Source organism: Paraburkholderia sp. DD10, from assembly GCF_049177125.1.
GTDB lineage: Bacteria > Pseudomonadota > Gammaproteobacteria > Burkholderiales > Burkholderiaceae > Paraburkholderia > Paraburkholderia terricola.
In genome coordinates, this window is record NZ_CP185392.1 from 73814 (window position 1) to 98678 (window position 24865).

The 24865-nt window shown below is 62.6% G+C and carries 24 protein-coding genes; 16 read left to right on the top strand and 8 right to left on the bottom strand.

Annotated elements, in window-relative coordinates:
• Positions 1–147: 147 nt before the first annotated feature.
• Genes ACOCG7_RS00380 through ACOCG7_RS00445 form a run of 14 tightly spaced genes read left to right on the top strand, consistent with a single transcriptional unit; the run spans position 148 to position 13547 of the window.
• Positions 148–462, top strand: coding sequence for a non-heme iron oxygenase ferredoxin subunit (locus ACOCG7_RS00380; RefSeq protein ID WP_073429678.1), 315 nt, complete (start codon positions 148–150; stop codon positions 460–462).
• Position 463: 1 nt separating this feature from the next.
• Positions 464–775, top strand: a complete 312-nt coding sequence (locus tag ACOCG7_RS00385) for a recombinase-like helix-turn-helix domain-containing protein (RefSeq protein ID WP_073429679.1) — start codon at positions 464–466, stop codon at positions 773–775.
• Positions 776–823: 48 nt separating this feature from the next.
• Positions 824–1915: a Rieske 2Fe-2S domain-containing protein gene (locus tag ACOCG7_RS00390; RefSeq protein ID WP_421376287.1), complete on the top strand. Its 1092-nt coding sequence runs from the start codon at positions 824–826 to the stop codon at positions 1913–1915.
• The gene (locus tag ACOCG7_RS00395; RefSeq protein ID WP_421376289.1) at positions 1908–2675 is read left to right on the top strand and encodes an SDR family oxidoreductase; all 768 of its coding nucleotides are present in this window, start codon (positions 1908–1910) and stop codon (positions 2673–2675) included. The genes ACOCG7_RS00390 and ACOCG7_RS00395 overlap by 8 nt, the downstream gene beginning before the upstream one ends.
• Before the next feature lie 26 nt (positions 2676–2701).
• Positions 2702–3229 carry a cupin domain-containing protein gene (locus ACOCG7_RS00400; protein ID WP_073429682.1) on the top strand — a complete coding sequence of 176 codons (528 nt, stop codon included), beginning with the start codon at positions 2702–2704 and terminating at the stop codon, positions 3227–3229.
• Positions 3230–3267: 38 nt separating this feature from the next.
• Positions 3268–4158, top strand: a complete 891-nt coding sequence (locus ACOCG7_RS00405; RefSeq protein WP_083081908.1) for an alpha/beta fold hydrolase — start codon at positions 3268–3270, stop codon at positions 4156–4158.
• Positions 4159–5067, top strand: coding sequence for an IclR family transcriptional regulator (locus tag ACOCG7_RS00410; protein ID WP_227470504.1), 909 nt, complete (start codon positions 4159–4161; stop codon positions 5065–5067).
• Positions 5064–5861 carry an SDR family oxidoreductase gene (locus ACOCG7_RS00415; RefSeq protein WP_083081910.1) on the top strand — a complete coding sequence of 266 codons (798 nt, stop codon included), beginning with the start codon at positions 5064–5066 and terminating at the stop codon, positions 5859–5861. The genes ACOCG7_RS00410 and ACOCG7_RS00415 overlap by 4 nt, the downstream gene beginning before the upstream one ends.
• Entirely contained in the window at positions 5854–7512 is a 1659-nt protein-coding gene (locus ACOCG7_RS00420) for a thiamine pyrophosphate-binding protein (protein WP_421376293.1), read from the top strand. The genes ACOCG7_RS00415 and ACOCG7_RS00420 overlap by 8 nt, the downstream gene beginning before the upstream one ends.
• A complete protein-coding gene (locus tag ACOCG7_RS00425) occupies positions 7505–8335 on the top strand; it encodes an aspartate dehydrogenase (protein WP_421376295.1) in 831 nt (276 codons plus the stop codon). The genes ACOCG7_RS00420 and ACOCG7_RS00425 overlap by 8 nt, the downstream gene beginning before the upstream one ends.
• A 32-nt stretch (positions 8336–8367) precedes the next feature.
• Positions 8368–9858, top strand: coding sequence for an aldehyde dehydrogenase (locus ACOCG7_RS00430; protein ID WP_421376297.1), 1491 nt, complete (start codon positions 8368–8370; stop codon positions 9856–9858).
• A gap of 36 nt (positions 9859–9894) precedes the next feature.
• On the top strand, positions 9895–10860 hold the full coding sequence (locus ACOCG7_RS00435; RefSeq protein ID WP_421376299.1) for a VOC family protein: 966 nt from the start codon (positions 9895–9897) through the stop codon (positions 10858–10860).
• Entirely contained in the window at positions 10853–12118 is a 1266-nt protein-coding gene (locus ACOCG7_RS00440) for an NAD(P)/FAD-dependent oxidoreductase (protein WP_083081917.1), read from the top strand. Before ACOCG7_RS00435 ends, ACOCG7_RS00440 begins: the two co-directional genes overlap by 8 nt.
• Before the next feature lie 25 nt (positions 12119–12143).
• Positions 12144–13547: an MFS transporter gene (locus tag ACOCG7_RS00445; protein WP_421376301.1), complete on the top strand. Its 1404-nt coding sequence runs from the start codon at positions 12144–12146 to the stop codon at positions 13545–13547.
• A gap of 79 nt (positions 13548–13626) precedes the next feature.
• Here ACOCG7_RS00445 and ACOCG7_RS00450 read toward each other — a convergent pair whose 3' ends face one another.
• From ACOCG7_RS00450 to ACOCG7_RS00465, 4 genes are all read right to left on the bottom strand, one after another.
• Complete coding sequence (locus ACOCG7_RS00450) at positions 13627–14088, bottom strand: GNAT family N-acetyltransferase (protein WP_421376303.1); 462 nt, start codon at positions 14086–14088, stop codon at positions 13627–13629.
• A gap of 324 nt (positions 14089–14412) precedes the next feature.
• Positions 14413–15516, bottom strand: a complete 1104-nt coding sequence (locus ACOCG7_RS00455) for an FAD-dependent oxidoreductase (RefSeq protein ID WP_154872427.1) — start codon at positions 15514–15516, stop codon at positions 14413–14415.
• 147 nt (positions 15517–15663) lie between these two features.
• The gene (locus ACOCG7_RS00460) at positions 15664–15867 is read right to left on the bottom strand and encodes a DUF3562 domain-containing protein (protein ID WP_073429693.1); all 204 of its coding nucleotides are present in this window, start codon (positions 15865–15867) and stop codon (positions 15664–15666) included.
• 176 nt (positions 15868–16043) lie between these two features.
• A complete protein-coding gene (locus tag ACOCG7_RS00465; RefSeq protein ID WP_421376306.1) occupies positions 16044–17108 on the bottom strand; it encodes a DMT family transporter in 1065 nt (354 codons plus the stop codon).
• Between the two features lie 290 nt (positions 17109–17398).
• Here ACOCG7_RS00465 and ACOCG7_RS00470 point away from each other — a divergent pair, with 290 nt between their 5' ends.
• Positions 17399–18637 carry an aromatic ring-hydroxylating oxygenase subunit alpha gene (locus ACOCG7_RS00470; RefSeq protein ID WP_083081925.1) on the top strand — a complete coding sequence of 413 codons (1239 nt, stop codon included), beginning with the start codon at positions 17399–17401 and terminating at the stop codon, positions 18635–18637.
• Positions 18638–19068: 431 nt separating this feature from the next.
• Complete coding sequence (locus ACOCG7_RS00475) at positions 19069–19485, top strand: rubredoxin (protein ID WP_073429697.1); 417 nt, start codon at positions 19069–19071, stop codon at positions 19483–19485.
• Between the two features lie 32 nt (positions 19486–19517).
• On the opposite strand, the gene ACOCG7_RS00480 is transcribed toward ACOCG7_RS00475, so the two are convergent.
• The 4 genes from ACOCG7_RS00480 to ACOCG7_RS00495 all read right to left on the bottom strand — a co-directional run bounded on the left by ACOCG7_RS00480 (position 19518) and on the right by ACOCG7_RS00495 (position 24779).
• Positions 19518–20417, bottom strand: a complete 900-nt coding sequence (locus ACOCG7_RS00480; protein ID WP_421377653.1) for a LysR substrate-binding domain-containing protein — start codon at positions 20415–20417, stop codon at positions 19518–19520.
• A 290-nt stretch (positions 20418–20707) separates the two neighbouring features.
• The gene (locus tag ACOCG7_RS00485) at positions 20708–22021 is read right to left on the bottom strand and encodes a hypothetical protein (RefSeq protein ID WP_421376308.1); all 1314 of its coding nucleotides are present in this window, start codon (positions 22019–22021) and stop codon (positions 20708–20710) included.
• Positions 22018–24054 (bottom strand): hypothetical protein, encoded by a 2037-nt coding sequence (locus tag ACOCG7_RS00490; protein ID WP_421376310.1) that lies wholly within the window; start codon positions 24052–24054, stop codon positions 22018–22020. Before ACOCG7_RS00490 ends, ACOCG7_RS00485 begins: the two co-directional genes overlap by 4 nt.
• The gene (locus ACOCG7_RS00495; protein ID WP_421376312.1) at positions 24048–24779 is read right to left on the bottom strand and encodes a hypothetical protein; all 732 of its coding nucleotides are present in this window, start codon (positions 24777–24779) and stop codon (positions 24048–24050) included. The genes ACOCG7_RS00490 and ACOCG7_RS00495 overlap by 7 nt, the downstream gene beginning before the upstream one ends.
• Positions 24780–24865 lie beyond the last annotated feature (86 nt).

A 24865-nucleotide genomic window follows, 5' to 3' on the forward strand; every position in this document is an offset into this window, starting at 1 on the left:
GGCGCAGTGTTCCGGGGTGTCACGCTCGGTGTTTTCCCCTACCAGTGGAAATTTTTATTTCTTCTCGTCGAAGCCGTTTCTATACTTATCCATACACGAACCACTGTTCCTTATATGGAACATAAGGCTTCAGGAAAAAGGCGAGAAATGACTGACCAATGGCGCTGCGCCGGCCATGCCGGCGATCTGTCCGAAGACGCGCCGCTCGAGTTCAAGCTCGACGGCACCGAGATCGGCATCTACAAGGTGGGCGACGCGCTGTACGCGCTCGAAAACGTCTGCCCCCATGCGTATGCGCTGCTCACGCAGGGGTTTGTCGACGGCGACACCGTCGAGTGCCCGCTGCATGAAGCCGTGTTCCATATCCCGACCGGCAAATGCCTGAAAGAGCCCGGTGGCCGCGACCTGAAGACGTACTCGGTGCGTCTCGCCGGCGAAGAAATCCAGATCAAGGTGGAATGACATGCGAGAGGTAGCCGTGAACTTCAATCCCTTCCTGAAGCCGTGGCTCGCGCCGCAGCCCAACAACGTGGCCGGCAAGGGCGTAATCGAAAAGCCGGGCGAGAGCGAGAACTTCATCTGGCAAACGCGTAAGGCGGAGCCGACCCAGTACGAGAACGACTTCGGCGACGCGCTCGAAAAAGTTTTCGAAGCCGGCGCGACGGAATTGCACGAGGTGGTCGACGGTTTGAATCGCGTGGGTTTCCGCACGCCGGAAGGCAATGCGTGGAACGCCGAACGCCTCGCCGCCGAATTCCGCCTGCTCGCCGAATAGGCGCGCTTTCCGAACACGTCTCACCGCTTTCGCATCCGGAGTCTTTTCATGACGTCCCCCAATACAACTCAGGGCGCGGCCGATCCGATCCAGTCTTATCTGGACAAAGGCTTGCGCAATTACTGGTATCCCGTCGCACCGAGCTGGCAAGTCGGCGACGCGCCCATCGGCATCACGCGACTGGGCGACCAGATCGTGCTGTGGCGCGACAAGGAAGGCAAAGTCCGCGCGCTCGAAGACCGCTGCCCGCATCGCGGCGCGCGTTTGTCGCTCGGCTGGAATCTCGGCGGCAGCGTCGCGTGCTGGTATCACGGCATCGAAGTCGACGGCGGCGGCACGGTCGTCAAGGTGCCGGCGGTATCGAACTGCCCGCTCGAAGGCCAGCAGTGCGTGAAGTCGTATCCGGTCGAAGAACACGCCGGCGCGATTTTCCTGTGGTTCGGCGACGACGCGCACAAGGAACCCGCGCCGCTCAAGTTGCCGGATGAACTGGTCGGTGACGAATACGCGAACTTCGTGTGCATGTCGAACTGGAAGTGCAATTACCAGTACGCGATCGACAACGTGATGGACCCGATGCACGGCGCGTATCTGCACGCGACGTCACATTCGATGGCCGAAGGCGACAAGCAGGCCGACATGCGCGTGCGCAAGACCGAGACCGGCCTGATGTTCGAAAAGATCGGCCAGCGCGACGTGAACTTCGACTGGGTCGAACTCGGCGAAACCGGCGCGCTGTGGATGCGCCTCGCGATTCCGTACCAGAAGAAGTTCGGCCCCGGCGGCAGCTTCGGGATCGTCGGCTTCGCCGTGCCCGTCGACGAAAACAACTGCCAGGTTTACTTCTGGCGCGCTCGCAAGGTGTCGGGCTGGCAGCGCGACGCGTGGCGCTTCCTGTACCGCAACCGGCTGGAAGGTCTGCATTGGGCCGTGCTCGAACAAGACCGCTACGTGCTCGAAAGCATGGCGCCGAACGCGCGCGAACATGAATTCCTTTATCAACACGACGTCGGCGTGACGCGTGTGCGCCGCATGCTGCGCCAGCGCGCGCAACAGCATTTCGCCGAACTCGACGCCTACCGCGAACAAGCGGCCGGCGCCGCGTCCGCCACCTCTGCCACGGGCCACAGCCATGCATGACGAAGCGGTCGTCGCACTCAACGGCCGGCGCGTCTTCGTGACGGGCGGCGCGCGCGGTCTCGGCGCGGCGTTCGTCCGCGCGCTGGTGCAAGCCGGCGCGCGCGTGGTGTTCGGCGACGTGCTGCACGACGAAGGCGAAGCGCTCGCCGCATCGCTCAACGGGCAGGGCCGTGAGGTCACGTATCTGCCGCTCGATCTCGCCGAGCCCGCCAGCATCCGGCAATTCGCCGAGCAGGGCGCGGCGCGGCTCGGCGGTCTGGATGCGCTGATCAACAACGCGGCGATCACCAACTCGGGCGGCAAATCGGCCGACGAATTGTCGGTCGAGACATGGGACGCCGTGATGAACGTCAACGTGCGCGGCACCTGGCTGATGAGTACGGCCGCGCTGCCTTATCTGCGTGACTCGGGGCGCGGCAGCATCGTCAACATCGCGTCGGATACGGCGGTATGGGGCGCGCCGAAACTGCTCGCGTATGTCGCGAGCAAGGGCGCGGTGATTTCGATGACGCGTTCGCTCGCGCGCGAATTCGGCGCTCATGGCGTGACGGTCAACGCGGTCGCGCCGGGCCTCACCGAAGTGGAAGCCACCGCCTACGTGCCCGCCGAGCGTCACCAGTACTACCAGCAAGGCCGCGCGCTCGCGCGCGCCCAACTGCCCGAGGACGTAACCGGGCCCGTGCTGTTTCTGTTGTCCGACGCCGCGCGCTTCGTGACCGGCCAGTTGCTGCCGGTCAACGGCGGCTTCGTGATGAATTGATCTTGCCGAATCGAAAGGAGAAAGAGATGGCGGATGTCGATATCGAACGCAAATCGTGGGACCAACCCGCGGACAAGACCTTTACCCAGTGGCTGGACAGCCGCGTCGCGCGGCTCGCCACGCGTCGCTATGACTGGGACGCGCTGAAGTTCCAGGCCGACTACGACCCGAAGTATCGCCGCGCGCAAATGCGCTATGTCGGCACGGGCGGCACCGGCGTCGCGAAAGACGTGAACACGGTGCCCGCGGGCGGCTTCACGTTCTCGACGATGTTGATCCCCGCCGGCAACATCGGCCCGAGCCACATCCACATGGACGTCGAGGAAATCTTCTTCGTGATGCGCGGCAAGATGAAAGTGATCTGCGAGAAAGACGGCGAAACGTGGGAAGCCGTGCTCGGCGAACGCGATCTGATTTCGGTGCCGCCGGGCGTGTATCGCACGGAAATCAACATCGGCCAGGAAGACGCGTTGATGTGCGTGATGCTCGGCTCGCCGAAGCCGGTCACGCCGACGTATCCGCCGGATTCGCCGTTGGCCGCGCTCAAGCGCTAAGCCGTCAACATAGTGCGTATTCACTCGCGAAGGAAACCATGTCCGCAGTCCCGTCCGCTACCGCCGATCAGAACGCCCCGCTCGAAGCCCGTCTTGCGCGCTTTCCCGCGCGGCAGATCTGGCTCGCGTCGCGACGCGCGGTGAGCTATCGCGAAGCGAACAGCGCCGCAACGAACGCGCTGCCGCTCGTGTTGCTGCACGGTATCGGTTCGGGCGTGGCTTCGTGGGTGCAGCAATTCGAAACGCTCGGCGACACGCGCCGCGTGATTGCGTGGGATGCGCCGGGTTATGGCGCCTCCACGCCGGTCACGCCTGAATCGCCCGCGGCCGCAGATTACGCAGCGGTATTGAACGAATGGCTCGACGCGCTCGGCATCGAACATTGTGTGCTGCTCGGCCATTCACTCGGCGCGATCATCGCGGGTGCGTTCGCCGTGACGTATCCGCGGCGTGTGGCCGGTTTGCTGTTGCTGTCGCCGGCGGGCGGTTATGGCGCGGCATCCGCGGCGGTACGCGAGACGAAACGCGCTCAACGCCTCGCGATGATCGAGGCGTTGGGCCCGCAAGGACTCGCCGAAAAACGCAGCGCCGCTATGTTGTCCGCTTACGCGAGCGACGAAGCGCGCGCGTGGGTGCGCTGGAACATGTCGCGCGTGATTCCGCATGGCTACGCCCAGGCGACCCATCTGCTCGCCAACGCCGATCTCGCCGCCGACCTCGTGCGTTACAGCGGCCGCGTCAACGTGGCCGTCGGCGCCGACGACACCATTACGACGCCCGCAGCCTGCGAACGACTCGCACTGGCGGCGGGCACCCCACTGCAAGTCGTGCCACGCGCGGGGCACGCCGGCTATATCGAAGCACCCGCCGCGTACACCGCGATCATCGACACGTTCTGCCGCGCGAGCGACGGACAACGGAGCCAATGAATGAAGCCCGACCTGCCCGACACAACGAACGTCAGCCGCGCTGCGGACGACGACCGCATCGGCAACGACAGCGATACCAACAATGACACCGGCTATCGCGTGCCCGGTCTCGAACGCGGCCTGAGGATTCTCACGGAGTTTTCGCCGCGCGAGCCCGTTCTCGGCGCACCGGAACTATCGAAGCGCCTGAAGATTCCTCGCACGACGGTGTTCCGTCTGCTGCAAACACTCGAATCGCTCGGCTTTCTCGAGCGCGCCGATAAGGACCGCAACTATCGCCTCGGCGTCGCGGTGCTGCGGCTCGGTTTCGAATATCTGAGCTCGCTCGAATTGACCGACCTCGGCCTGCCGATCATCGAAGCCTTGCGCGACGAAACCGGCTTGACCAGCCATATCGTGATTCGCGATGGACGCGACGTCGTGTTCGTCGCCAAGGCGCAAAGCCACGCGCCGATTTTCAGTTCGGTGAAGGTCAACGTCGGCACCCGTTTGCCGGCTCACGCCACGACGCATGGTCAGGTGCTGATGGGCGACATGACGCTCGACGAGTTGAAGAAGCTCTATCCCGAGCCCGAACTCGAACGCTTCACCAAACAGACGCCCGTTACCGTCGACGATTTATACGAGCGCATTCGCGACGACGCACGGCGCGGTTTCGCGATCAGCGAGTCGTCGTTCGAGCGCGGCATTTCAGTGGTCAGCGCGCCGGTGCGCAACGACACGGGCCGCATCGTCGCCGTGATCACGACAACGATTCCGCGCCACGAGATCGGCGCGTCGCTGCTCGACAGCGGGTTGATCGACAAGGTCCGCCGCGCCGCCGGCGAACTCTCGCAGCGGCTCAATCACCGGCCCAAGAGCGGGCCGGATGCGGGCAGCAAATACATGAAGGCATTGGGGCTCCGATGATTGAAATCGATTTGACCGGGCAGGTCGCGGTGGTGACGGGCGGTTCGTCCGGCATCGGCCTCGCAACCGCCGAACTGTTTCTGCGCTCAGGCGCATCGGTTGCGATTTGCGGCCGCGACACCGAACGTCTCGCGCAAGCGGAAGCCGCGCTGAACACCCGGTTCCCGCAAGCGCAACTGCTGGCGCAAGCCTGCAACGTACTGAATGCCGGCGACGTGAACGCGTTCGCGCAAGCCGTGCAAGCGCGCTTCGGCCGCACCGACATGCTGGTGAACAACGCGGGCCAGGGCCGCGTGTCGACCTTCGCCGACACCACCGACGAAGCCTGGCGCGAAGAGCTCGATCTGAAGTACTTCAGCGTGATCCGCCCGACTCGCGCGTTCCTGCCGATGCTGCGCGACGCGGCCAACCCTTCGGTGGTGTGCGTGAACTCGCTGCTCGCGCTGCAACCGGAACCGCACATGGTCGCGACATCGTCGGCACGTGCGGGCGTGCTGAGCCTCATCAAGTCGCTCGCGGCGGAACTCGCGCCGCAACGCATCCGCGTGAATTCGATTTTGATCGGCATCGTCGAATCGGGGCAATGGCGCCGCCGCTACGCGAAAGAGGCGCAGCCGGGCCAGAGCTGGGACGACTGGACCGCCGAACTGGCGCGCAAGAAAAACATTCCGCTGGGCCGCTTCGGCAAACCCGAAGAAGCCGCTCAAGCGCTCTTTTATCTGGCTACGACGCTGTCGTCCTATACGACGGGCAGCCACATCGATGTTTCTGGAGGCGTTGCACGACATGTCTAACACAACCACCGTCGGCGAACTGATCGCCGCTTTTCTCCAGCAGTGCGGGGTGCATACCGCATTCGGCGTGATCTCGATTCACAACATGCCGATCCTCGACGCGATCCATCAACGCGGCCAGATCCGCTACGTCGGCGCGCGCGGCGAAGCGGGCGCGGTGAATATGGCCGATGGTCTTGCGCGCGTTTCCGGCGGACTCGGCGTCGCGTTCACCAGCACGGGCACGGCCGCGGGCAACGCAGCGGGTGCGATGGTCGAAGCATTGACCGCGGGCACCGCGCTGCTGCACATCACCGGTCAGATCGAAACCGAATACCTCGATAAAGATCTCGCGTATATCCACGAAGCGCCGGACCAACTGTCGATGCTGCAATCGATCTCGAAGGCCGCGTTTCGCGTGCGTTCCGTTGAAACCGCGTTGCCGACCATCCGCGAAGCCGTGCGCGTCGCGCAAACCGCGCCGAGCGGCCCGGTCAGCGTCGAGATTCCCATCGACATTCAGGCCGCCCAAATCGAATGGCCCGCCGATCTGGCCGCGCCGCACGTCAGCACGCTCACGCATTCCAGCGAGCGCGTCGCGCAACTCGCCGAGCAACTGGCGAAGGCGAAACGTCCGCTCCTGTGGCTCGGCGGCGGCACGCGCCATGCACGCGCGGCGGTCGAGCGCATGGTCGCGTTGGGCTTTGGCGTCGTGACCAGCGTGCAGGGCCGCGGCGTGCTGCCGGAAGATCATTCGGCAACGCTCGGCGCTTTCAACGTGCATGCCGCGGTCGAAAGCTTCTACAAGACGTGCGACGCACTGCTGGTGGTCGGTTCGCGTCTGCGTGGCAATGAAACGCTGAAGTACAGGCTCGCGCTGCCGCAGCCGCTGTATCGCATCGACGCCGACGCGCTCGCCGACAACCGCGGCTACCGCAACGACATGTTCGTGCACGGCGATGCGTCGGCGGTGCTGGAGGAACTCGCGACGCTGCTCGAAGGGCGCGTGAAGGTCGATCCGGCCTTCGCACAGGATCTCGCGGCGGCGCGCGAAAGCGCGCTCGCCGATGTGGCGCGAGGGCTCGGCCCGTACAAGCGCCTCGTCGACGCGCTTCAAAAGGCCGTGGGCCGCGACTACAACTGGGTGCGCGACGTGACGATCTCGAACAGCACGTGGGGCAACCGCATGCTGAAGATCTTCTCGCCGCGCGCGGGCGTTCACGCGCTCGGCGGCGGTATCGGCCAGGGCATGCAGATGGGCATCGGCGCGGCGCTCGCGGGCAGCGCCGCGAAAACCGTGTGCCTCGTCGGCGACGGCGGCTTGATGGTGAACGTCGGCGAACTCGCGACGGCCGTGCAGGAAAACGCCAACGTGATGATCGTGCTGATGAACGACCAGTGCTACGGCGTGATCCGCAACATTCAGGACGCGCAATACGGCGGCCGCCGCTGCTATGTCGATCTGCACCAGCCGGATTTCGCGCAGTTCTGCAAGAGCCTGAAGCTCACGCACTACCGCATCCAATCGCTCGATCAGGCCGAGGAGATCATTCGCGAGGGCATGGCGAAAACCGGCCCCGTGCTCGTGGAGGTGGACATGCTGTCGGTCGGTTCGTTCGCCAGCGCGTTCGCCGGTCCGCCGGTCAAGGAACAGGAGCCGCAGCATGCGTGAGGCCGATTACGCCGGGCGCCACGCTCCCGTCGATGTCGCCATGATCGGCTTCGGCGCGATCGGCCAGGCGGTGTACCGCTCGGTTGAAGCCGACCCGGCCGTGCGGGTGTCGCACGTGATCGTGCCGCAGCGGCACATGGCGGCGGTGCGCGAAGTGGTGGGCGCATCCGTGGATGTGGTGGCGTCCGTTTCCGCATTGAGCAGCCAGCCGCACTTCGCGCTCGAATGCGCGGGACATGGCGCGTTGATCGATCACGTGGTGCCGTTGCTCAGAGGCGGCACGGACTGCGCGGTGGCGTCGATCGGCGCGCTCTCCGACATGATGCTGCTGGACGCGTTGTCCGCCGCCGCCGATGAAGGCGACGCAACCTTGACGCTGCTCTCCGGCGCGATCGGCGGCATGGATGCGCTGGCGGCGGCCAGGCTCGGCGGCCTCGACGAAGTGCTGTACACCGGGCGCAAGCCGCCCACCGGCTGGCTCGGCACGCCCGCGGAACAGGTCTGCGATCTGCATGCGCTAAGCGAACAGCAGGTGATCTTCGAAGGCAGCGCACGCGAAGCGGCGCGCCTGTACCCGAAGAACGCCAACGTCGCCGCAACGATTGCGTTGGCCGGCCTCGGTCTCGACCACACCTCGGTGCGGCTGATCGCCGATCCGAAGGTGACGCGCAACGTGCATCGCATCGTGGCGCGCGGCGCATTCGGCGAAATGTCGCTGGAAATGTGCGGCAAGCCGCTTCCGGACAACCCCAAGACGTCCGCGTTGACCGCGTACAGCGCGATCCGTGCGTTGCGCAATCGCGCGGCGCGCTGCGTGATTTAAGACCCTGGCTGAAGCAAACCGGAACGACCGACATGACTCACTTCGATACCCGTCTCGTGCCTAGCGGCGATATTTTCATCGGCGGGGAATGGCGGCAAGGGCGCGGCAAGCCCTACCAAAGCCTGTATCCGGCGGATCAGTCGGTCAACATGGAAATCTCGACGGCCAATGCCGACGACGCCCGCGAAGCCGTGGAAGCCGCCGACGCCGCGTGGCGCAAGGCGGATTGGTCGGGCTTGAAGCCGCATCAGCGTGCGCTGATTCTGTACCGCATCGCCGATCTGATCATGGCGCGTCACGAAGCGCTCGCGCAATTGCAGCGTCGCGACAACGGCAAACCGATCGGTGAAACGCGTGTGCTGGTGGCAAGCGCGGCCAACACGTTCCGCTACTTCGCCGCATGCCTCGAAACGCTCGATGAGGAAGTCACGCCCTCGCGCGGCGACTATCTGACGATGAGCATTTACGAACCGATCGGCGTGATCGCCGCGATTACGCCGTGGAATTCGCCGATCGCATCGGATGCGCAAAAGCTCGCGCCGGCGCTGGCCGGTGGCAATGCGGTGGTGTTGAAGCCCGCCGAAGTGACGCCGATGGTCTCTTTGGCGCTGGCTCGCCTCTGCGAGGAAGCCGGTGTGCCGAAGGGCGTCGTGAGCGTGCTGCCGGGCAAGGGCTCGGTGATCGGCGACGTGCTGGTGCGTCATCCGCTGGTGAAGAAAGTGTCGTTCACGGGCGGCACCGAAGTGGGCCGCGGCATCGCGCGCATTGCGGCGGACAAGCTGATGCCGGTGTCGCTCGAACTCGGCGGCAAGTCGCCGACCATCGTGTTCGACGACGCCGATTTCGATCATGCGGTGAACGGCGTGCTGTATGGCATCTTCAGTTCGTCGGGCGAGGCGTGCATCGCGGGATCGCGTCTGTTCGTGCAGCGCTCGATTTACGACGCGTTCATGAAGCGTCTCGTCGAGGGCGCGCGCAAGCTGCGCGTGGGTGATCCGTCGCGTGCGGAAACGCAGATGGGGCCGCTCATTACCGCGGCGCATCGCGAAACGGTCGAGCGATACGTCGCGTTGGGCCTGGAGGAAGGCGGCCGCTTGTTGTGCGGCGGCGAGCGTCCGGTCGGCGAGGGCCGCGAGCAAGGCACGTACTTTCAGCCGACCATTCTCGAAGGCCTCACGAATCACGCCCGCATCTGCCAGGAAGAAATCTTCGGCCCGGTGCTGGTCGCGATGCCGTTCGACGACGAAGCGTCGCTGCTGGAAGAAGCGAACGACAGCGTATTCGGTCTCGCCGCCGGCATCTGGACGCGCGATTACAAGCGCGCTTACCGGGTCGCCCGCGCGCTCGAAGCCGGCACCATCTGGATCAACACCTACAAGCTGTTCTCGATCTCCACACCGTTCAGCGGCTGGAAAGAGAGCGGCATGGGGCGCGAGAAGGGCCGTCTCGGCATCCGCGAATACATGCAGCAGAAGAGCCTCTACTGGGGCTTGAACGACGCGCCGCTGGCGTGGGCGAATTGAAGACGCAAGATACGCAAGATACGCAAGAGGCACGTTATGACGATTCTCGGCATTGAACAGATTATTTACGGCGTGACGGATCTCGCTACCTGTCGCCGCTTTTTCGCGGACTGGGGCTTGAAGGAAGTCGCGCACGATGAAACGCATGCGCGCTTCGAAACGCTGAACGGCTGCACGGTTCTCGTGGCCGATGCGAACGATCCCTCGCTGCCGCCCGCGTTCGAAGAAGGGCCGACGCTGCGCGAAGTGACGTGGGGCGTCGCGACGCAAGCGGAACTCGACGAACTGCGCGGCCGCTTCGCCGGCCAGCCCGGCCACTTCGAAACCGGCGACGCCGTCGGTTGCATCGACCCGAACGGCATGGCGATTCGCGTGGAAGTGACTCGCAAACGGGTGCTCGATATTCACGGTTCGCCCTCGAACGTATGGGGCCAAACGCTGCGCGTCGATCAACCGTCGCCGATTTACGAGCGTGCCGAACCGGTCGAAGTGGGTCACGTCGTGTTCTTCACGAACTGTCTCGCGGAACAGGAAAAGTTCTACCAGGACCTGCTCGGCTTCGAGACGTCGGATCGCTATCCGGGCCGCGGCGCATTCATGCGCTGCGCGCCGCACGGCGGCCACCACGATATTTTCCTGCTGGCGCTGCCGGGCGGCAAACGCGGTTTGAATCACGTCGCGTTCACCGTGCGCGATATCCACGAAGTATTCGGCGGCGGCATGCACATCAGCCGTTGCGGTTGGGATACGCAACTCGGGCCGGGACGTCATCCGGTTTCGTCGGCGTACTTCTGGTACTTCCAGAATCCGGCCGGCGGCCTGATCGAGTACTACGCCGACGAAGACCAGCTCACGCCCGAATGGCAGCCGCGCGATTTCGAACCCGGCCCGACCGTGTTCGCCGAATGGGCGATCGACGGCGGCATCGACGGCAATACGCGTCGCCAGAAAAACGCGCAAGCGCCGGAGGGCAAGTTCATGACGGAGCGCAAAAATGACTGACGCTGCCACGGAAAAGGCCCAGGCCGCGCACGCCGGACTCGAAGCGCCGCGCACCATCGTGGTGATCGGCGGCGGCCAGGCGGCCGGTTGGGTCGTGAAGACATTGCGCAAGGAAGGCTTCGACGGCCGCCTCGTGATGATCGCCGACGAGGTTCATCTGCCGTACGAGCGCCCGCCGTTGTCGAAGGCCGTGCTGGCGGGCGAGGCGGATATCGACACGGTGCGGCTCGTCAAGCCCGACGATTTCGCCGCGCTCAACGTCGAGGCATGGCAACCCGATCGCGCGACGTCGATCGATCGCGAGCAACGCATCGTGCGCACGCAAGCGGGCCGTGAAGTGCAATACGACCGTCTGGTGATCGCCACGGGCGGCGCGGCGCGCCGCTTGCCGGACTCGCTCGTCAAGACCTCGCACATCGCCTATCTGCGGACGCTCGACGAAGCCGTCGCGTTAGGCGAACGGCTGCGCGCCAGCAAGCGCGTGCTCGTCGTGGGCGGCGGCTGGATCGGTCTCGAAGTCGCGGCCACCGCGCGCAAGCTCGGCGTGAATGCAACCGTGGTGGAGGGCGCGCGGCGTCTGTGCGCCCGCTCGTTGCCGCCAATGGTGTCCGACTTCCTGCTCGACCTGCATCGCGCGAACGGCGTGGACGTGCGTTTGCACGCATCGCTGGTGTCGATCGCGGATCATCCGAACGACGCCAGCCGCATCCGCGCGACATTCGCGGACGGCTCGACCGTGGATGCCGATTTCGCGGTCGCCGGTATCGGTCTCACGCCGCACACGGCGCTGGCGGAAGCCGCGGGCGTGAAGGTGGAAGACGGCATCGTGGTCGATCATTTCGGCGCGACCGACGACCCGCGCATTTTCGCGTGCGGCGACGTCGCCAATCATCCGAGCGCGTGGCTCAAGCGCCGCGTGCGGCTCGAATCGTGGGCCAATGCGCAGAACCAGGCGATCGCCGCAGCGAAGGCGCTGCTCGGCGCGTTCGAACCGTATGCGGACATTCCGTGGTTCTGGTCCGATCAGTACGACGTGAATCTGCAAATTCTCGGCGACATTCCGGGCGACGCGCAACTGGCTGTACGCGGCGACCTGCCGGGCAAGCACGCCACGCTTTTCCATCTGGAAGACAACGCGATTCGCGGCGTGATCGCCATCAACAATCCACGCGAACTGAAGCTTTCGCGCAAGTGGATGAACCAAGGCCGGACCATCGACCTTGCCACACTGACCGACGCCACCACGGCGCTTGCCTAACTACACCTACGGACGGGACAACGGCATGAGAACCATCGACAACATCATGGGGGACCGCAGCAGCGCCGGTGTCTCCGGCCCTGTGACCCGGGGCTCGATCATCGCGCGGCTCGAGCGCCTGCCGAGGAACGCGATGCAGGTGCGCGCGCGGATTCTGATCGGGCTCGCGACGTTCTTCGACGGCTTCGACGTGATCGCGATCGCGGCCACGCTGCCGGTCCTGATCGCGAAGTGGCATCTGACGCCGTGGCAAATCGGCTTTCTGATCGGCTCCGGGTCGGTCGGCCAATTGCTCGGCGCATTCCTGTTTCCGTGGTACGCCGAGCGCAAGGGCCGCGTGCGCGCGATTGCATTGAGCTCGGGGATCATCGGCATCACCAGTATTGCGTGCGGTTTCGCGCCGACCTTCGCGGCGTTCGTGGCGTTGCGCGTGATTCAAGGCGTGGGACTCGGCGGCGAATTGCCGGTGGCCGCGACGTATATCAACGAGATCAGCCGTGCGCATGGCCGCGGGCGTTTCGTGCTGTTGTACGAGATCGTGTTTCCGGTGGGCCTGTTGGCTTCCAATGCGTTGGGTGCGTGGATCGTGCCGCGTTTCGGCTGGCAAGCCATGTACTGGATCGGCGGCATGCCGTTGATTCTGTTCTTCGTATTGCGCAAGCTGGTGCCGGAATCGCCGCGCTGGCTCGCCGAGCGCGAACGCATGGCCGATGCCGACGCCGCCGTGCACGCGTTCGAACGCACCGCGAAAGGACCGCTGCCGCCGGTGACCCATTCCGCCGAATTCGAAGCAATGGCGAATCGCCATCCGAAGCGCCGCATGCGCGATCTGTTCGGCCCGGCTTATTTGAAGCGCACGCTGGCGGTGGCGATGCTGTGGATTACCTGCGGGTTCATTCAATACGGTCTCTCGACCTGGCTGCCGACGATCTATCGCACGGTTTATCACGCGCCGCTGCAACTGGCGCTGAATCTGGCGGTGGCGGCTTCGGTGCTGGGCGTGCTGGGTTCGCTGACTTGCGCGTTGCTGGTCGATAAGGTGGGGCGCAAGCCGATCATCAACCTGTCGTTCCTTGCGTGCACGCTTTCGTTGCTGCTGGCAGGCGTGTTTCATGAATCGTCGGTGTATGTGGTCGCGACGTTCTGTGCGTTTTCGTTGGGCTTTCTCGCTTGCGGCTTTATCACGGCTTATGTGTACACGCCGGAGTTGTATCCGACCAGTATCCGAGCGACGGGCTGCGGTATCGGCGGCGCGTGGCTGAAGGTGGCGGCGATCTTCGCGCCGGCCATCGTGTCGAAGACGATGATCGGCGGCAATTTGCAGGTGGCGTTTTATGTTCTGGCGGCGGTGCCTTTTCTTGCCGCGGTGGTGGTGCACTTTCTTGGGATCGAGACCAAGGGCAAGGTGTTGGAGCAGTTGGAGGCTTGATGTTTTCGGCGCGAAGGCGTTGGTGGTGAACTGCGCCCCAAAGATCGGATCGGTGTTCGACTTTTGGGGTGCGGGTCAATCACAACCCCTTCCGATAAATCACAAACCCCGACCGTTCAGCAACCTGGTCATAAAGCTTCATCGCCGTCTGATTGGTCTCATGCGTCTGCCAGTACACGCGTTGCGCACCGTCGGCCTTCGCCCGCGCATACACCGCTTCGATCAGCGCGCGGCCGATACCTTTGCCGCGCTCGGTTTCAAGCGTATAGAGATCCTGCAGATAACAGGTCGGTCCCGCCATCGTCGTGTGACGGTGATACAGAAAATGCACGAGGCCGAGCAATTGGCCGTTGCGTTCGGCGACCATCGCGTGCATCGGCTCATAACCGTCGAAGAAACGGCCCCACGTAATCAGCGTGATCTCGCGCGGCAATGCGGTTTCGCCGGAGCGTCCATAGAACGCGTTGTAAGCGTCCCAGAGCGGGAGCCATGCGTCGAAGTCGTCGGGCGTGGCGGGGCGGATTTGAATCGAGTCGGACATCAGCGCGGTTCCTTGTGGGTGATGGTGGCGGGCAGCCGCCGCATGCTTCTGCCAAGGGCGAATTGAGCGGGCGCAGACGTAGACGGTCGCGCTCAACGCTTCCTTGCGCCCTTCAGCGCCTTCGCGCCTGGCGGTATCCAGGCGACGGCTTTAGCTCCGACAGCATAAGAAATTTGCGGCGCTATTGTTAGCTCCAGCATGTGCTGGAAACTTGGAGCCACTATCGCCGGGGTTCACGCTCAACTACGCGGGCATCGAGCCGCACAAAGCGCATGCGTTTCGCGGTACGCCGACTGATCCGCCAACACGCCCCGCCACCATGACCTAAACCCTCTCCGCTCTCAACCACCGCGCGAGCATCGCATCATCACCCGTCTCCAAGGCCTGCGCGACGCGCCGCCCCACCGCCGCGCCGAATTTATAACCGTGGCCCGAGCATGCCGACACCACCAGCGTATTGCCGATGCGTTTCGAAAAGAAGCGTTTGTCCGCCGTGAAGGTGTACGCGCAGGTTTTCACTTCGGCAACGGTATATTCGTCGATCCGACTGAACGGCGGCGCAAACAGCCTAAGCAAGCTGTCGCCCTCGCCGGGCCCCGCCACACGATCGACGTCAGGGTCCGGCGCGCGCACCTTATGCACGCCGGCGCCGATTTTCAAACCGACGCCATCGACGGGCGGCAGCACATAGCCGTCGCTATCGCCGCCAATATCGACGATCGCCGGCGCATTCGACCACGCGTCCTCCAGATCCGCGGGCGGTTCCAGATACGCGACGGCATTGCGATAGGTCACGAGTTCTTCCGCAAGCTCCGGGAACAGTTGCAGCGTCCAGGCACCGGCAGCAACCACGAGCCGGTCGGCGCGCACGACGGTCTCATCATCGAGCCGCACGCAAGCGCCATGCGGATCGACGGAAAGCGCCTTGACGTGCATGCGAATATCGGCGCCGCGCATCTTCAGCCACGCTTTCATGTCGCGCGCGATGCGTTCGCTAAAGAGCACGCCGCCTTCGCGATCGAGGTAGCCGTAGCGAAACGTCTCGGGGTCGAGAAAGGGATAACGCTCGGCTGCTTCGCGCGGTTCGAGCCGTTCGTATTCGAATTCCATCCGGTCGAGGCCGGCGCGGCATCGTTCGGCGCCATCGCCCGCGTATTGCGAAATGCCGAGCACGCCGCAATTCGCATAGTGGGACACGCCCAGGTCGTTCCACACCAGATCCCAACTATCGAATGCCTCGGCGAGGTTGCGCGCATAACCATCGGCATCGCCATATGCGCGGCGGATCATGCGATGCCGGTCGCCCGACGCGGCGAGCGGATTGGGAATCGAGCCTTGCTCGATCAGCGTGACGTCGTGTCCGAGTTTTGCGAGCGACCACGCCGTGCTCAAGCCGGCGATGCCCGCGCCTACGATTGTCACTCGCATACCAGCTCCCCCGAGTCGATGGTTCCGGGTCAGAGTCTAGCAGCGGAAAATAAAGAATCGGTGCGCGTTCGTGCGAATCGGCACTCGAATGAACCAGCCTGGTGCAAACACCAATCGGGCAGGCGGTGGTCTCCGCGCGCCGCCGTGTCAGTGCTTGCGATTCGAACCGTGGCGCAATTGGTCGCGCACTTTCTTCGCCGCGAAGAGCGGCACGTAATCGAACACGCGGGCGTCGTGCCGATAGTCGGCGAGCGTGTCCGCGTACATCTTCGAGACGGTTTCCGGGGGCGTGTCGGTTTCCTCGGCGATGCTTTTCACCACTTCGTCAACGTTAGGCTCGGGTTGTGACATAGGACTTCTCCACGCAAGGGAGGCGGGTTGGACACCAGGACGCTCGGACACCAGCAGTCATTAGAGGATGCGATCGGCGGCGATGCAAATTGAATCGGTCTATCGCAGGACTCATTCCACAGAGATTTTTGTCTTGCAGTGCGGCAAACGCGCGAGCCACGCGGTGACGCGGAAAATCAATGGGTGTGACGATGATGTATGTCAGGAAAATGCGCATGCGTGTGCGTAATCGGTGCATGCCGATGCGGATGGCTGTGCGGCTCTTTGCCGTCCCAGGCGAAGTCGTGCTCATGCTGATGATGCGCGTCGTGCCGATGCCGATGCGTGTGATCCAGCGCGTGATGCGTGTGCGGATGCTCGTGCCGTTCGCGGATATGCAACCAGACGCCCAGCGTCATGAGCGCGGCGGCGACCCAGAACAGCGGCGGCGGCATGTCCGGCCACAGCAGCCACGACAAGGTCACGCCGAACAGCGGCGCGACCGAGAAATAGGCGCCGGTACGCGCGGTGCCGAAATTGCGCAGCGCGACGACGAACAGCACGAGGCTCACGCCATAGCCCGCAAAACCGGTCAGCATCGCGAGCGCGAGGGTCGGGACATTCGGCCAGGCGGCGCCGAGTGAGAGCGCAAGCGCGACGTTGACCGAACCGGCCACGAGTCCTTTCACGCAGGCAATGAACATCGCATCGTGGGTGGACACCTTGCGGGTGAGATTGTTGTCGACGGCCCAGCACGCGCATGCGCCGGCCAGCAGCAGCGTGCCGGGCGGCAGTCCGGCCGCGCCCGGCTGCCACGACAGCGCCACGCCGCCCGCGACGATCGCGGCCATGCCGAGGAACACCTGCACGTCGACGTTCTCGCGGAACACGATCCACGCGATCAGCGCGGTAAAGACGCCTTCGAGGTTCAGCAGCAGCGAGCCCGTGGCGGCCGGCGTGGTTTGCAGACCCAGCATCAGCAGGGCCGGCCCCGCGACGCCGCCCGCCACGATCGCGCCGGCGAGCCACGGCACTTCGCGCAACGGAAAATGCCCACCATCGCTCTGCCGCGCGGCGGCGCTTGCCTTGAGCCGGCGCGCCAGGATCACCGCGGCGAGACCGATGCCGCTGCCCAGGTAGAAAAGGCCGGCGAGCAGAAACGGCGACAGCGAGCCGAGCAGCGCCTTGGCGAGCGGGGTAGTCGCGCCGAACAGGGCGGCGGCGAGCAAGGCGGTGAAGGCGGCGTTGGAACGGCTAGGCATAAGCGGACGATTCGAGTGGAAACGGGCGATGCCGACACGATACCGCTACCCGGAGCGCGATGCCTGGCGCTCCCGCGCCGGGCGACCAGAGCGCGCCGCGGCGCGCGTTCGTGGCGGCGCGCAAAGCGGCAGGCCGACGCGCTCGCGCCAGAAGCAGGCGCGGCCAAGGCTGGCCCGCGCGGTCCGCATCGACCCCATGCCGCTTCCGGTTCGAGTAGACTGTGCGACGATGCCGCCCGCGACTAGCAGGGCGGCAACCTTCTACCCGCTCGTGCACGGAGGCTCCGTTTATGCATGCTGTTCCCCCGCTCGAACAAGATGCGGTCGATGCACCGGCTGACGCGACGCTCGCTCATGCGGGCGCGCCGAATTCCACCCACGCACCCGCGAACGCCCACGCGCCGGGTCAGGCGGCCAATCAGGCGCCGGTGCGCGATCTGCGCCGCGTCGGTATTCACCCTGACTATTGGTATCCGCTCGCGTGGTCGCATGAGGTGAAGCGAGGCAAGACGCATGGCGTCACGTTCGCCGGCGATCCGATCGTGCTGGCGCGCACCGAGGGCGGCAAGGTGTTCGCGCTGGAAGACCGCTGCGCGCATCGTCAGGTGCCGTTGCATCAGGGCGTGGTGGATGGCGAGTCGATTCGCTGCGGCTATCACGGCTGGACCTACGACTGCTCGGGCAAGTGCATCGACGTGCCGTATCTGGGCCGCGAGCGTCTGCCGAACGGCGTGCGTTCCTATCCATGCCGCGAAGTCGAGGGGCTGATTTTCGTGTTCCCCGGCAATGCCGAGCTGGCCGATGAAAGGCCGCTGCCCGCGTTCGGCTCGGTGTCGGACAAGAAGTACAAGACGCGCCGTTTCGGCCGTCCGGTGAATTGCCACTACTCGTTCATGCACGAGAACCTGATGGACATGAACCATCAGTTCCTGCATCGCCGGCAAATGGGGCAGATGCGCGCGCGTTCGTTGGGGCGGCGGCACGGCGACGGCTGGGTCGAGGTCGATTACACGTTCGCGCGCATGGCCGGCCAGCAGCCGATCGGCGAGGCGATCGTATTCGGCCAGAGCCGCAAGACCGGCGGCGACAACGACAAGGACGTCATGACGATCCGCACCGAGTATCCGTATCAGACGCTGCAAATCCGCACGTCGGAGCAGACGCTGGTGATGGATTTGTGGATCGTCTACGTGCCGCTCGATCGCGAGCAGCGCACCAATCGCACGTTCGGGCTGCTGTCGATCCGCAAGCCGGGGATTCCCGGTGTGCTGAATCTCGCGTGGCCGTTGCTCGTGTGGTTCACCGAGCGCATCTTCAAGGAAGACCGCGAGATCGTCGAAGCCGAACAGCGCGCGCACGATTTACAGGGCGCCGACTGGAATCACGAGGTGTTTCCGGTTATCAACGAACTGCGGGCTTTGCTGCGCGAGCGCGGCGCGCCGGATCAACGGGTGGGCGCCGGCACCGGCGATACCGCCGTGATTCGCTTCTGGGATTCGCGTCAGGGCAGTCCGCTGGCGAAAAGCTGATAGGTGGTTTCGGCGCCGCGGGCCGCGGCGCCACGCCAATGCAATGAATAGCGGCAATCGCGCATAAGCGAACGACAGCGAACTTTGCACCCCGCGATGAATTAATCCATCTCCGTTCGGTAGGCAATCGGCCACCTTCGGCCACCTTCGGGCAGCGATAATGGCATCTCATGCGTGAAGGTTTGCGCCATTCGACATCCGCAAGCCGCGCGCCCGTGTACCATTTCGCTTTTCCTCATTTTTCAAGAACACCTCGTGACGACGCAACACATCCCCACCGCCTCCCGCAAATCCCTCACTCTGCTGCAAGTGCTCGGCATCATCGGCGCCGCCGGCCTGATTGCTTCCATCCTGCTGAATCAGCTGCTCTAGTCCACGCTTAAGACGCACGCCGGCACGCGCTGCCGGCTTCATCGCTATTCCGATTTGCCATGTACAAGAAGGGCGTAGCCGTCGAGATCCAGTTTTCCCCCGAGCGGCTCAACGACGGCGCCGGCGATCCCTACTGGATCGATCTGACGCGGGCCGAAGCGCAGCGGTTGCTGCAGAGCTTGCAAGCGCGCCTTGCGGAAAGTGGCGCGGGCACTGCCGCGCCGCTCGTGGTGAGCCTCGATGAGACGCCCGCATCGCAAGCAGCCGATGCGCCGGATGCAGCGGGCGAAACCGCAGCCTCGGCGGATGACTTCAAGCAATGGGTCTGTGTGATCTGCGGCTGGGTCTACGATGAAGCCGCGGGCCTGCCCGATGAAGGCATCGCGCCCGGCACGCGCTGGGCGGATGTTCCGGCCGACTGGCGCTGCCCGCTCTGCGACGTGGGCAAGGAAGATTTCGCGCTGGTCGAGTTTTGAACTCGACCAACATAAGGCATTAAAGCCGGCACTCACCGCGCCCGCACGGTGCGCGTGTACGACGCAATCATCGTCGCCAGTTCCTGCGCGGCGGGCGTGAGCGGAATGGCCGCGCGTTGCAGCAGGCACACGTTCTGTTCGACCGCGCGCTCGCGCACATCGATCGACGTGAGCGTGCTTGCGAACGGCCCGCGTTTCGCGACGACCGACGCTTCCAGCGACAGGCAATCCGTCGCGCCGACCAGATGCAGCGTCTCGTACAAACCTTCCACGGTCGCGACGATTTTCGGCGGCGGCAGGCCGTGGCTTTCAAACAGATGACTGAGCCGGTTGATTTGCGGATCGTCCGTGAGATTCGGCGAGCGCGTCGCCGCCCACGTGCAATCGACCAGTTCGGCCAGCGACGTCGCACCGGCTTTCGGATGACCCTGGCGGCAAACGATCACCGGATCCGACGCATAAAGCGGCGTCACCGACAGATCGGCCGTATCGGTGTGCTTCGACACCAGCGCGACCGCGAAGTCGAGCGAGCCTTCGCGAATCCACGAGATCATCATCCGCGAGGTGCCGGTACGCAGATGCACCGCGACCCGCTCGAAGCGTGAGCGAAATTCCATCAGCACCGGCGCGAACGCGTCGACCAGCGGCTCGGTGGTCATGCCGAAGGTGACCTCGCCGATGTAGTCGCCACGCAATTGCCGCACTTCCTGCTCCGCACGCTCGCATTCGCCGATGATGGCGCCGGCCCGCTGCAACAGGCGCTGGCCGAGCGCGGTCAACGCGATGCCGCGATTCGTGCGCGTGAACAAGGTCGCGCCCAGCATCGATTCCAGGTTCTGCAATTGCTGCGTGATGCCGCTCTGCGCGATGCCGAGCGCTCGCGACGCCGCGCGGATGCTGCCGTGCTCGGCAATGGCGGTGAACGCGCGCAGTTGTGATAGGAAACAATTAAGGCTGTCGAAGCCCGAGACGAAGTGTCAGCTCCGATGAGCGCGCCGTCCGTAAATTGAGTATCGGTCAAAAATTGACAAACTGTGCCGAAAGTCTGTCGAACCCCTCTTTGCCGTAGGGCGCGCATCGAAATATTACGTGAAAGTCTGTCGCGGCTCGGCCAACATTGGTTTCGGCGAGACCTCGCTGCTTTACGTGGTGGCCAGGCCAAGTCAGCTAGTGACTGCGCATTACACGTATCAAGCTATGCGACGTTACGGGGCGGCGAGCACTACAGCTTGTCTGAAAACCAAGAGTTGTTTTCTCGGAGCCGTTCGGCATCAGCTTTCTTGGTACGCATCAAAGCAACCTTTGCCTCGCTCCGCTTGATGCAAGAGGCCACGGGTTTCTTCGATAGCCCGGCCAGCGCGTTGCGTTCGTTGACAGTCATGGAGTCGTCCAACGCTTTGTTGTCCGCGCGCGTCTGCCGTTGGCGTTGCCAGTACACGTCTTCGCTCGGGTTCACCACTGCATCAATCGGGCACCAGAGGTCCTTGCGACTATTGCGAAACGCACCATACAGTTTAGGGAGAGCTTCCACATCGTCGCGGAACGTCGCGTATCCTTGGCTCTGATAAGCCTTTTCCAAGACTGAGTAATCGACAACTCCGCCCTTCGAAAATGCCAATGAAAAACCAATTCCCAGCAGCGATGCGACGTGACGCTTTACACCTGCGGTCAAAATATGTATCGCCTCGGCGTCACTTTCAGGGTCGAAGGTGAACACGTCTGGAGCAATGTCCCGATACCAACTAAGCAGGATTCGCCAATCCTCGCTAGTGTGGGCATCTGGATGTAGTTTTTTAACCTTCCCGAGTAAACGATGTCGTTCCTCCTGATTGCGCGCGTTAAGCTTATGCAGCAAACTGTAGTTTGCAATGTAGATAGCTGGAACTCCTATGTAACACATTGCCAAAATCATCTGCGTAACCCGGGTGCTGGCTTTTTCACTCTGTGTGGCGAACTGAAACTCATCTTGCAATACGAGTGCCCAGCCGTCCCTGTACGCCAATCGACGAAGGAACTCTGACAATAGCCGGGCACTTTTTTCGCGTTGAGCGAACTGCGTAAGGATGTCTCTGGGCGTGCTACATGCGCGCACCGTGATTGCTCGGTAGCTCACCAGTGGGAATTCAGTCCCGTCGGAAGCTATCACTGTGCTGGGTTGCGGCATGAGACGTGAAAGTGCGCTGAGTAACGCGCTTTTTCCCGTACCAGCGAGGCCTGTCAGGCACCAGGGGAAGCAAAATTCCGGAAGCGGCGATTCGTGTTGATACACTCCTTGCACAAAGACGCGATGGTTCTCGTACATTTCGAGACTGTGAGCCCACGCTATCCTCACCCATTGCAACAGAAACCCTAGGCACTGAGTGCTAGGATAGAACACTCGCTGTAGAGCCTTTTCAACGCGCTCGCACGCCTCTAGCTGTGCCATATTGCCTAAGTTGGGAATGGGCTCGGGCCGCACCTCCACCCGGTCACGGATTACTTCGAGATTCATGAGTGCGGTAAAGCGGTTAACCCACGGGGTTTCAATAGTGGTCATGATGCCGATTTCCTCTTGGACGTATGTTGATTGGCCTCACGTGCCTCCTGACGAGCCGCAGGAGTCTTTTTGGCACGACCAGGCTTGCGAGTCCCGCTGTCCCAGCTCTTCCCAGTTTCGGTCTCGAATCGTCGCAACGAATCCGCATAGGCAGCTACCTTGTGTTCCCTGAATATCGAGCCGACTTTCGCCCGTGCGGCGTTCCACTCGCGGAGCTCGGCGATGGATACGAAAAGCAGCTCAGGGTCGTCGCGAATTGGCAGTTGTGCATCTAACTGAATAATTTTGCGCTCCACCTCAACCCATACGTGCCGAAGGCAGAGGTCTAAGATATAGCCGTCAATGGGCATCTTTCCTTGAGATGAGCGCGCAACCCGATTAAGCAGCCCGCACGCTCTTAGTTCGTTCGAACTGTATTTCCTATCATCGAGATAGACACCGTCTTTCTTGGCCGTCATGGGAACCTGTCTCAGGAATGCCCGTACCGCATTGGGGATGCTCATCGGTATCCCTGAACTACGTAGTTTCCCTGCATAGTATTTCCACAACTCATGAGGTGTCGGCAAAACAGAGGCCAGTTCCCTATCCATTGGCATGCGCGCCGACATATCCGCTGTATGGTTGTATCGGATAAGTGCGTATATCTCTCGCTTCGCTAACTCGACGGGAGTTAAGTTGCTTGCTATGTAGTGTGGTTCACCCTCGGATTTGCACTTGCGAGGATGCGAAGACTCCACAGTCGCTTTCGACTGCCCTGCATACGCGGGTGTCATGTTTCGGATGGGCAGTCGGTCCTCGTCGGATGCAATCAGGGCTTCACTCGAGCCCGCGCCGCGGTCTACCTTGTAATGGGGCGGCAGACCTTCGCATTCCCACATATCGGACTCAAGCTCAATCCCAAAGAGACTCAAGAAGTAGCCTTTTGGGACGGCCATGCTGAACAATGCCATCAGATAAGCAGTCATCCGCTCCGCCCCGAAAGAAAAGCCAATGCCTACCTTTGCTCCAGACAGCACGTCACGTGCTACCACGACACATAACGGGGGCAAGACGCTGCCTTCCAAATATCCGCGTGGCCTTTCTTCGGTGAAGTAGGCATCGAACTCTACTTTCTCTAACAGATAAGCTACGTCTTGAGAGAATCGACCTTGGGAAGGTGCAAGGCTTCGTCTGTGTCGCGTCGACCCGTAGCGGTTCAATTGAACTGTTTCGACTCCAATGGCTTTTTCGACTGCATACCGAAACTGTCTTAAACTCGGAAACGGCTTTCCTTGTGGATGGTGGAATTCTTTGGCGTTGGAGCGTCCGGTAATGGATATGCACCCGAACACCTTGTTCATCGTGTCCGAGTAGATATGGGTCATCAGCTTGCCTTGCAAGACGAACTTGTAGTAACCCTTCACGCAACGTTCGGACATTTCGCGGGTCATCTTATAGCCGTGTCCCTTTCCGTAAGCTAGGGATGCGGCTCCTTGCTTTTGCCTTGCGTGTGTTTCTCTGTCCCAGCAACCAGAGCGGTGGAACGTCGGTAACAGGGTCCAGAGATTGCGTCCAAAGCAAAGGTAACTGAGAAGCCATGTCCGGAACCGGGTCTCATTTTGTCGCGGCGTGCAACGCTTTGCCCAAGCATTGATGGAAGACTGAACATTTTCAGCCGAAAGAATTTCGTCAAGATTGTCTACGGCTGGCTGGATGTGTAAGAGCCGGGAATCGACGTAGTCTCGATACGGCCTCTTTGCTTTTTGGCGTTCGGCATCACGCTTGTCGAAGTGCGTGCCGTCTAGTTGCGCCAGCCATGGCGGCAAATCTTGGTCGCGTTTGGAAGCGACAATTCTCCCAAGAGCCAACCCGTTTTCAAATTCGTCACGCTCCATCGTGAAAGCGAGAGAGAGTGGTTGTCCAGGCTTAGTCCAATCGAAGTAAGCGAGCGCAATAAGATTGGGCTGCTTAACATTTCCTAAAAAATAGTAGATGGTTCCCTCGCGCAGCGGGCCAAATCCATCTGGGGATCCGATTTGCGCGCCGGTTAGCACGGTGACTCCGAAAACCAGTCGGCGTATCTGACAAGAATGTCTTGCGTCTCCGGCTTCAGCGGTCGATTAATCAAGATGGGCCGGAAGAGGTCTACTCTAAGCTTCCTAAACCAGATGCCCTGAAACAGGACGTTCTTGCAATCATCTTCGGAGTACTTTCCCGCGCCGGTCAATCGGACAATCAATTCAATGGGTGGCACCCCTGTCTCGAGACAATGATGGAATCGGGCCAGTAGCTCCTCTTGCTCTTCGTCGGGAAGCTCTACGATGCGGCTGTGATGACCAAACAGGTGACGAAGGTTTGAGCGAACGTCCTCGTCGATGCCATCGGCCGCTAAAGGAATTGTGCGGATTCCAGCATCCGCGTAATAGGTGCATTCCATCTCATGCCGCGGGAGCACACTTATCGGATGTTGCTCGCGTGCTTGAGTGAAACGCTCGGTCATGAGCGGACGCTTGAATGCGATTTCGCTATCCTTAACCGACCAATTGACGCAGTAGAAGCGGCCGCGGTCCCCGCGGATTGCCCAAAGCAAGTCTCCGACGAAAGGAAAGACCAATTCGCGTCGGCCTCCCGCATATTCAGTGTCCGGTGCCCACACCCGCGGTAGCCTGTCCAGATAACCAAGGCGCTGTGCAACGTCAATCATTCCCCTGAGTGGCGACAGCGTGCCGGCGATAACGCCCGGGAAGTTATGTAGCGGGTGGGGGCTCACGTCAGGCATGAGCGCGCGTTGCTCTTGCAGTCCCACGACGTTCGGGTGGTAAAGGCCAAGAAACGCGGCGAAGCTTTCTTGCTGTGATAGCAGGT

What these genes read in the sequence shown, in the direction of transcription:
- ACOCG7_RS00390 (WP_421376287.1), top strand. Translation starts at nt 824, where the DNA reads ATGACGTCCCCCAATACAACTCAGGGCGCGGCCGATCCGATCCAGTCT.
- ACOCG7_RS00415 (WP_083081910.1), top strand. Translation starts at nt 5,064, where the DNA reads ATGATTGAAATCGATTTGACCGGGCAGGTCGCGGTGGTGACGGGCGGT.
- ACOCG7_RS00485 (WP_421376308.1), bottom strand. Translation starts at nt 22,021, where the DNA reads ATGACCACTATTGAAACCCCGTGGGTTAACCGCTTTACCGCACTCATG.
- ACOCG7_RS00430 (WP_421376297.1), top strand. Translation starts at nt 8,368, where the DNA reads ATGACTCACTTCGATACCCGTCTCGTGCCTAGCGGCGATATTTTCATC.
- ACOCG7_RS00380 (WP_073429678.1), top strand. Translation starts at nt 148, where the DNA reads ATGACTGACCAATGGCGCTGCGCCGGCCATGCCGGCGATCTGTCCGAA.
- ACOCG7_RS00445 (WP_421376301.1), top strand. Translation starts at nt 12,144, where the DNA reads ATGAGAACCATCGACAACATCATGGGGGACCGCAGCAGCGCCGGTGTC.
- ACOCG7_RS00425 (WP_421376295.1), top strand. Translation starts at nt 7,505, where the DNA reads ATGCGTGAGGCCGATTACGCCGGGCGCCACGCTCCCGTCGATGTCGCC.
- ACOCG7_RS00405 (WP_083081908.1), top strand. Translation starts at nt 3,268, where the DNA reads ATGTCCGCAGTCCCGTCCGCTACCGCCGATCAGAACGCCCCGCTCGAA.
- ACOCG7_RS00410 (WP_227470504.1), top strand. Translation starts at nt 4,159, where the DNA reads ATGAAGCCCGACCTGCCCGACACAACGAACGTCAGCCGCGCTGCGGAC.
- ACOCG7_RS00460 (WP_073429693.1), bottom strand. Translation starts at nt 15,867, where the DNA reads ATGTCACAACCCGAGCCTAACGTTGACGAAGTGGTGAAAAGCATCGCC.
- ACOCG7_RS00440 (WP_083081917.1), top strand. Translation starts at nt 10,853, where the DNA reads ATGACTGACGCTGCCACGGAAAAGGCCCAGGCCGCGCACGCCGGACTC.
- ACOCG7_RS00420 (WP_421376293.1), top strand. Translation starts at nt 5,854, where the DNA reads ATGTCTAACACAACCACCGTCGGCGAACTGATCGCCGCTTTTCTCCAG.
- ACOCG7_RS00385 (WP_073429679.1), top strand. Translation starts at nt 464, where the DNA reads ATGCGAGAGGTAGCCGTGAACTTCAATCCCTTCCTGAAGCCGTGGCTC.
- ACOCG7_RS00455 (WP_154872427.1), bottom strand. Translation starts at nt 15,516, where the DNA reads ATGCGAGTGACAATCGTAGGCGCGGGCATCGCCGGCTTGAGCACGGCG.
- ACOCG7_RS00465 (WP_421376306.1), bottom strand. Translation starts at nt 17,108, where the DNA reads ATGCCTAGCCGTTCCAACGCCGCCTTCACCGCCTTGCTCGCCGCCGCC.
- ACOCG7_RS00475 (WP_073429697.1), top strand. Translation starts at nt 19,069, where the DNA reads ATGTACAAGAAGGGCGTAGCCGTCGAGATCCAGTTTTCCCCCGAGCGG.
- ACOCG7_RS00470 (WP_083081925.1), top strand. Translation starts at nt 17,399, where the DNA reads ATGCATGCTGTTCCCCCGCTCGAACAAGATGCGGTCGATGCACCGGCT.
- ACOCG7_RS00400 (WP_073429682.1), top strand. Translation starts at nt 2,702, where the DNA reads ATGGCGGATGTCGATATCGAACGCAAATCGTGGGACCAACCCGCGGAC.
- ACOCG7_RS00435 (WP_421376299.1), top strand. Translation starts at nt 9,895, where the DNA reads ATGACGATTCTCGGCATTGAACAGATTATTTACGGCGTGACGGATCTC.
- ACOCG7_RS00450 (WP_421376303.1), bottom strand. Translation starts at nt 14,088, where the DNA reads ATGTCCGACTCGATTCAAATCCGCCCCGCCACGCCCGACGACTTCGAC.
- ACOCG7_RS00395 (WP_421376289.1), top strand. Translation starts at nt 1,908, where the DNA reads ATGCATGACGAAGCGGTCGTCGCACTCAACGGCCGGCGCGTCTTCGTG.
- ACOCG7_RS00495 (WP_421376312.1), bottom strand. Translation starts at nt 24,779, where the DNA reads ATGCCTGACGTGAGCCCCCACCCGCTACATAACTTCCCGGGCGTTATC.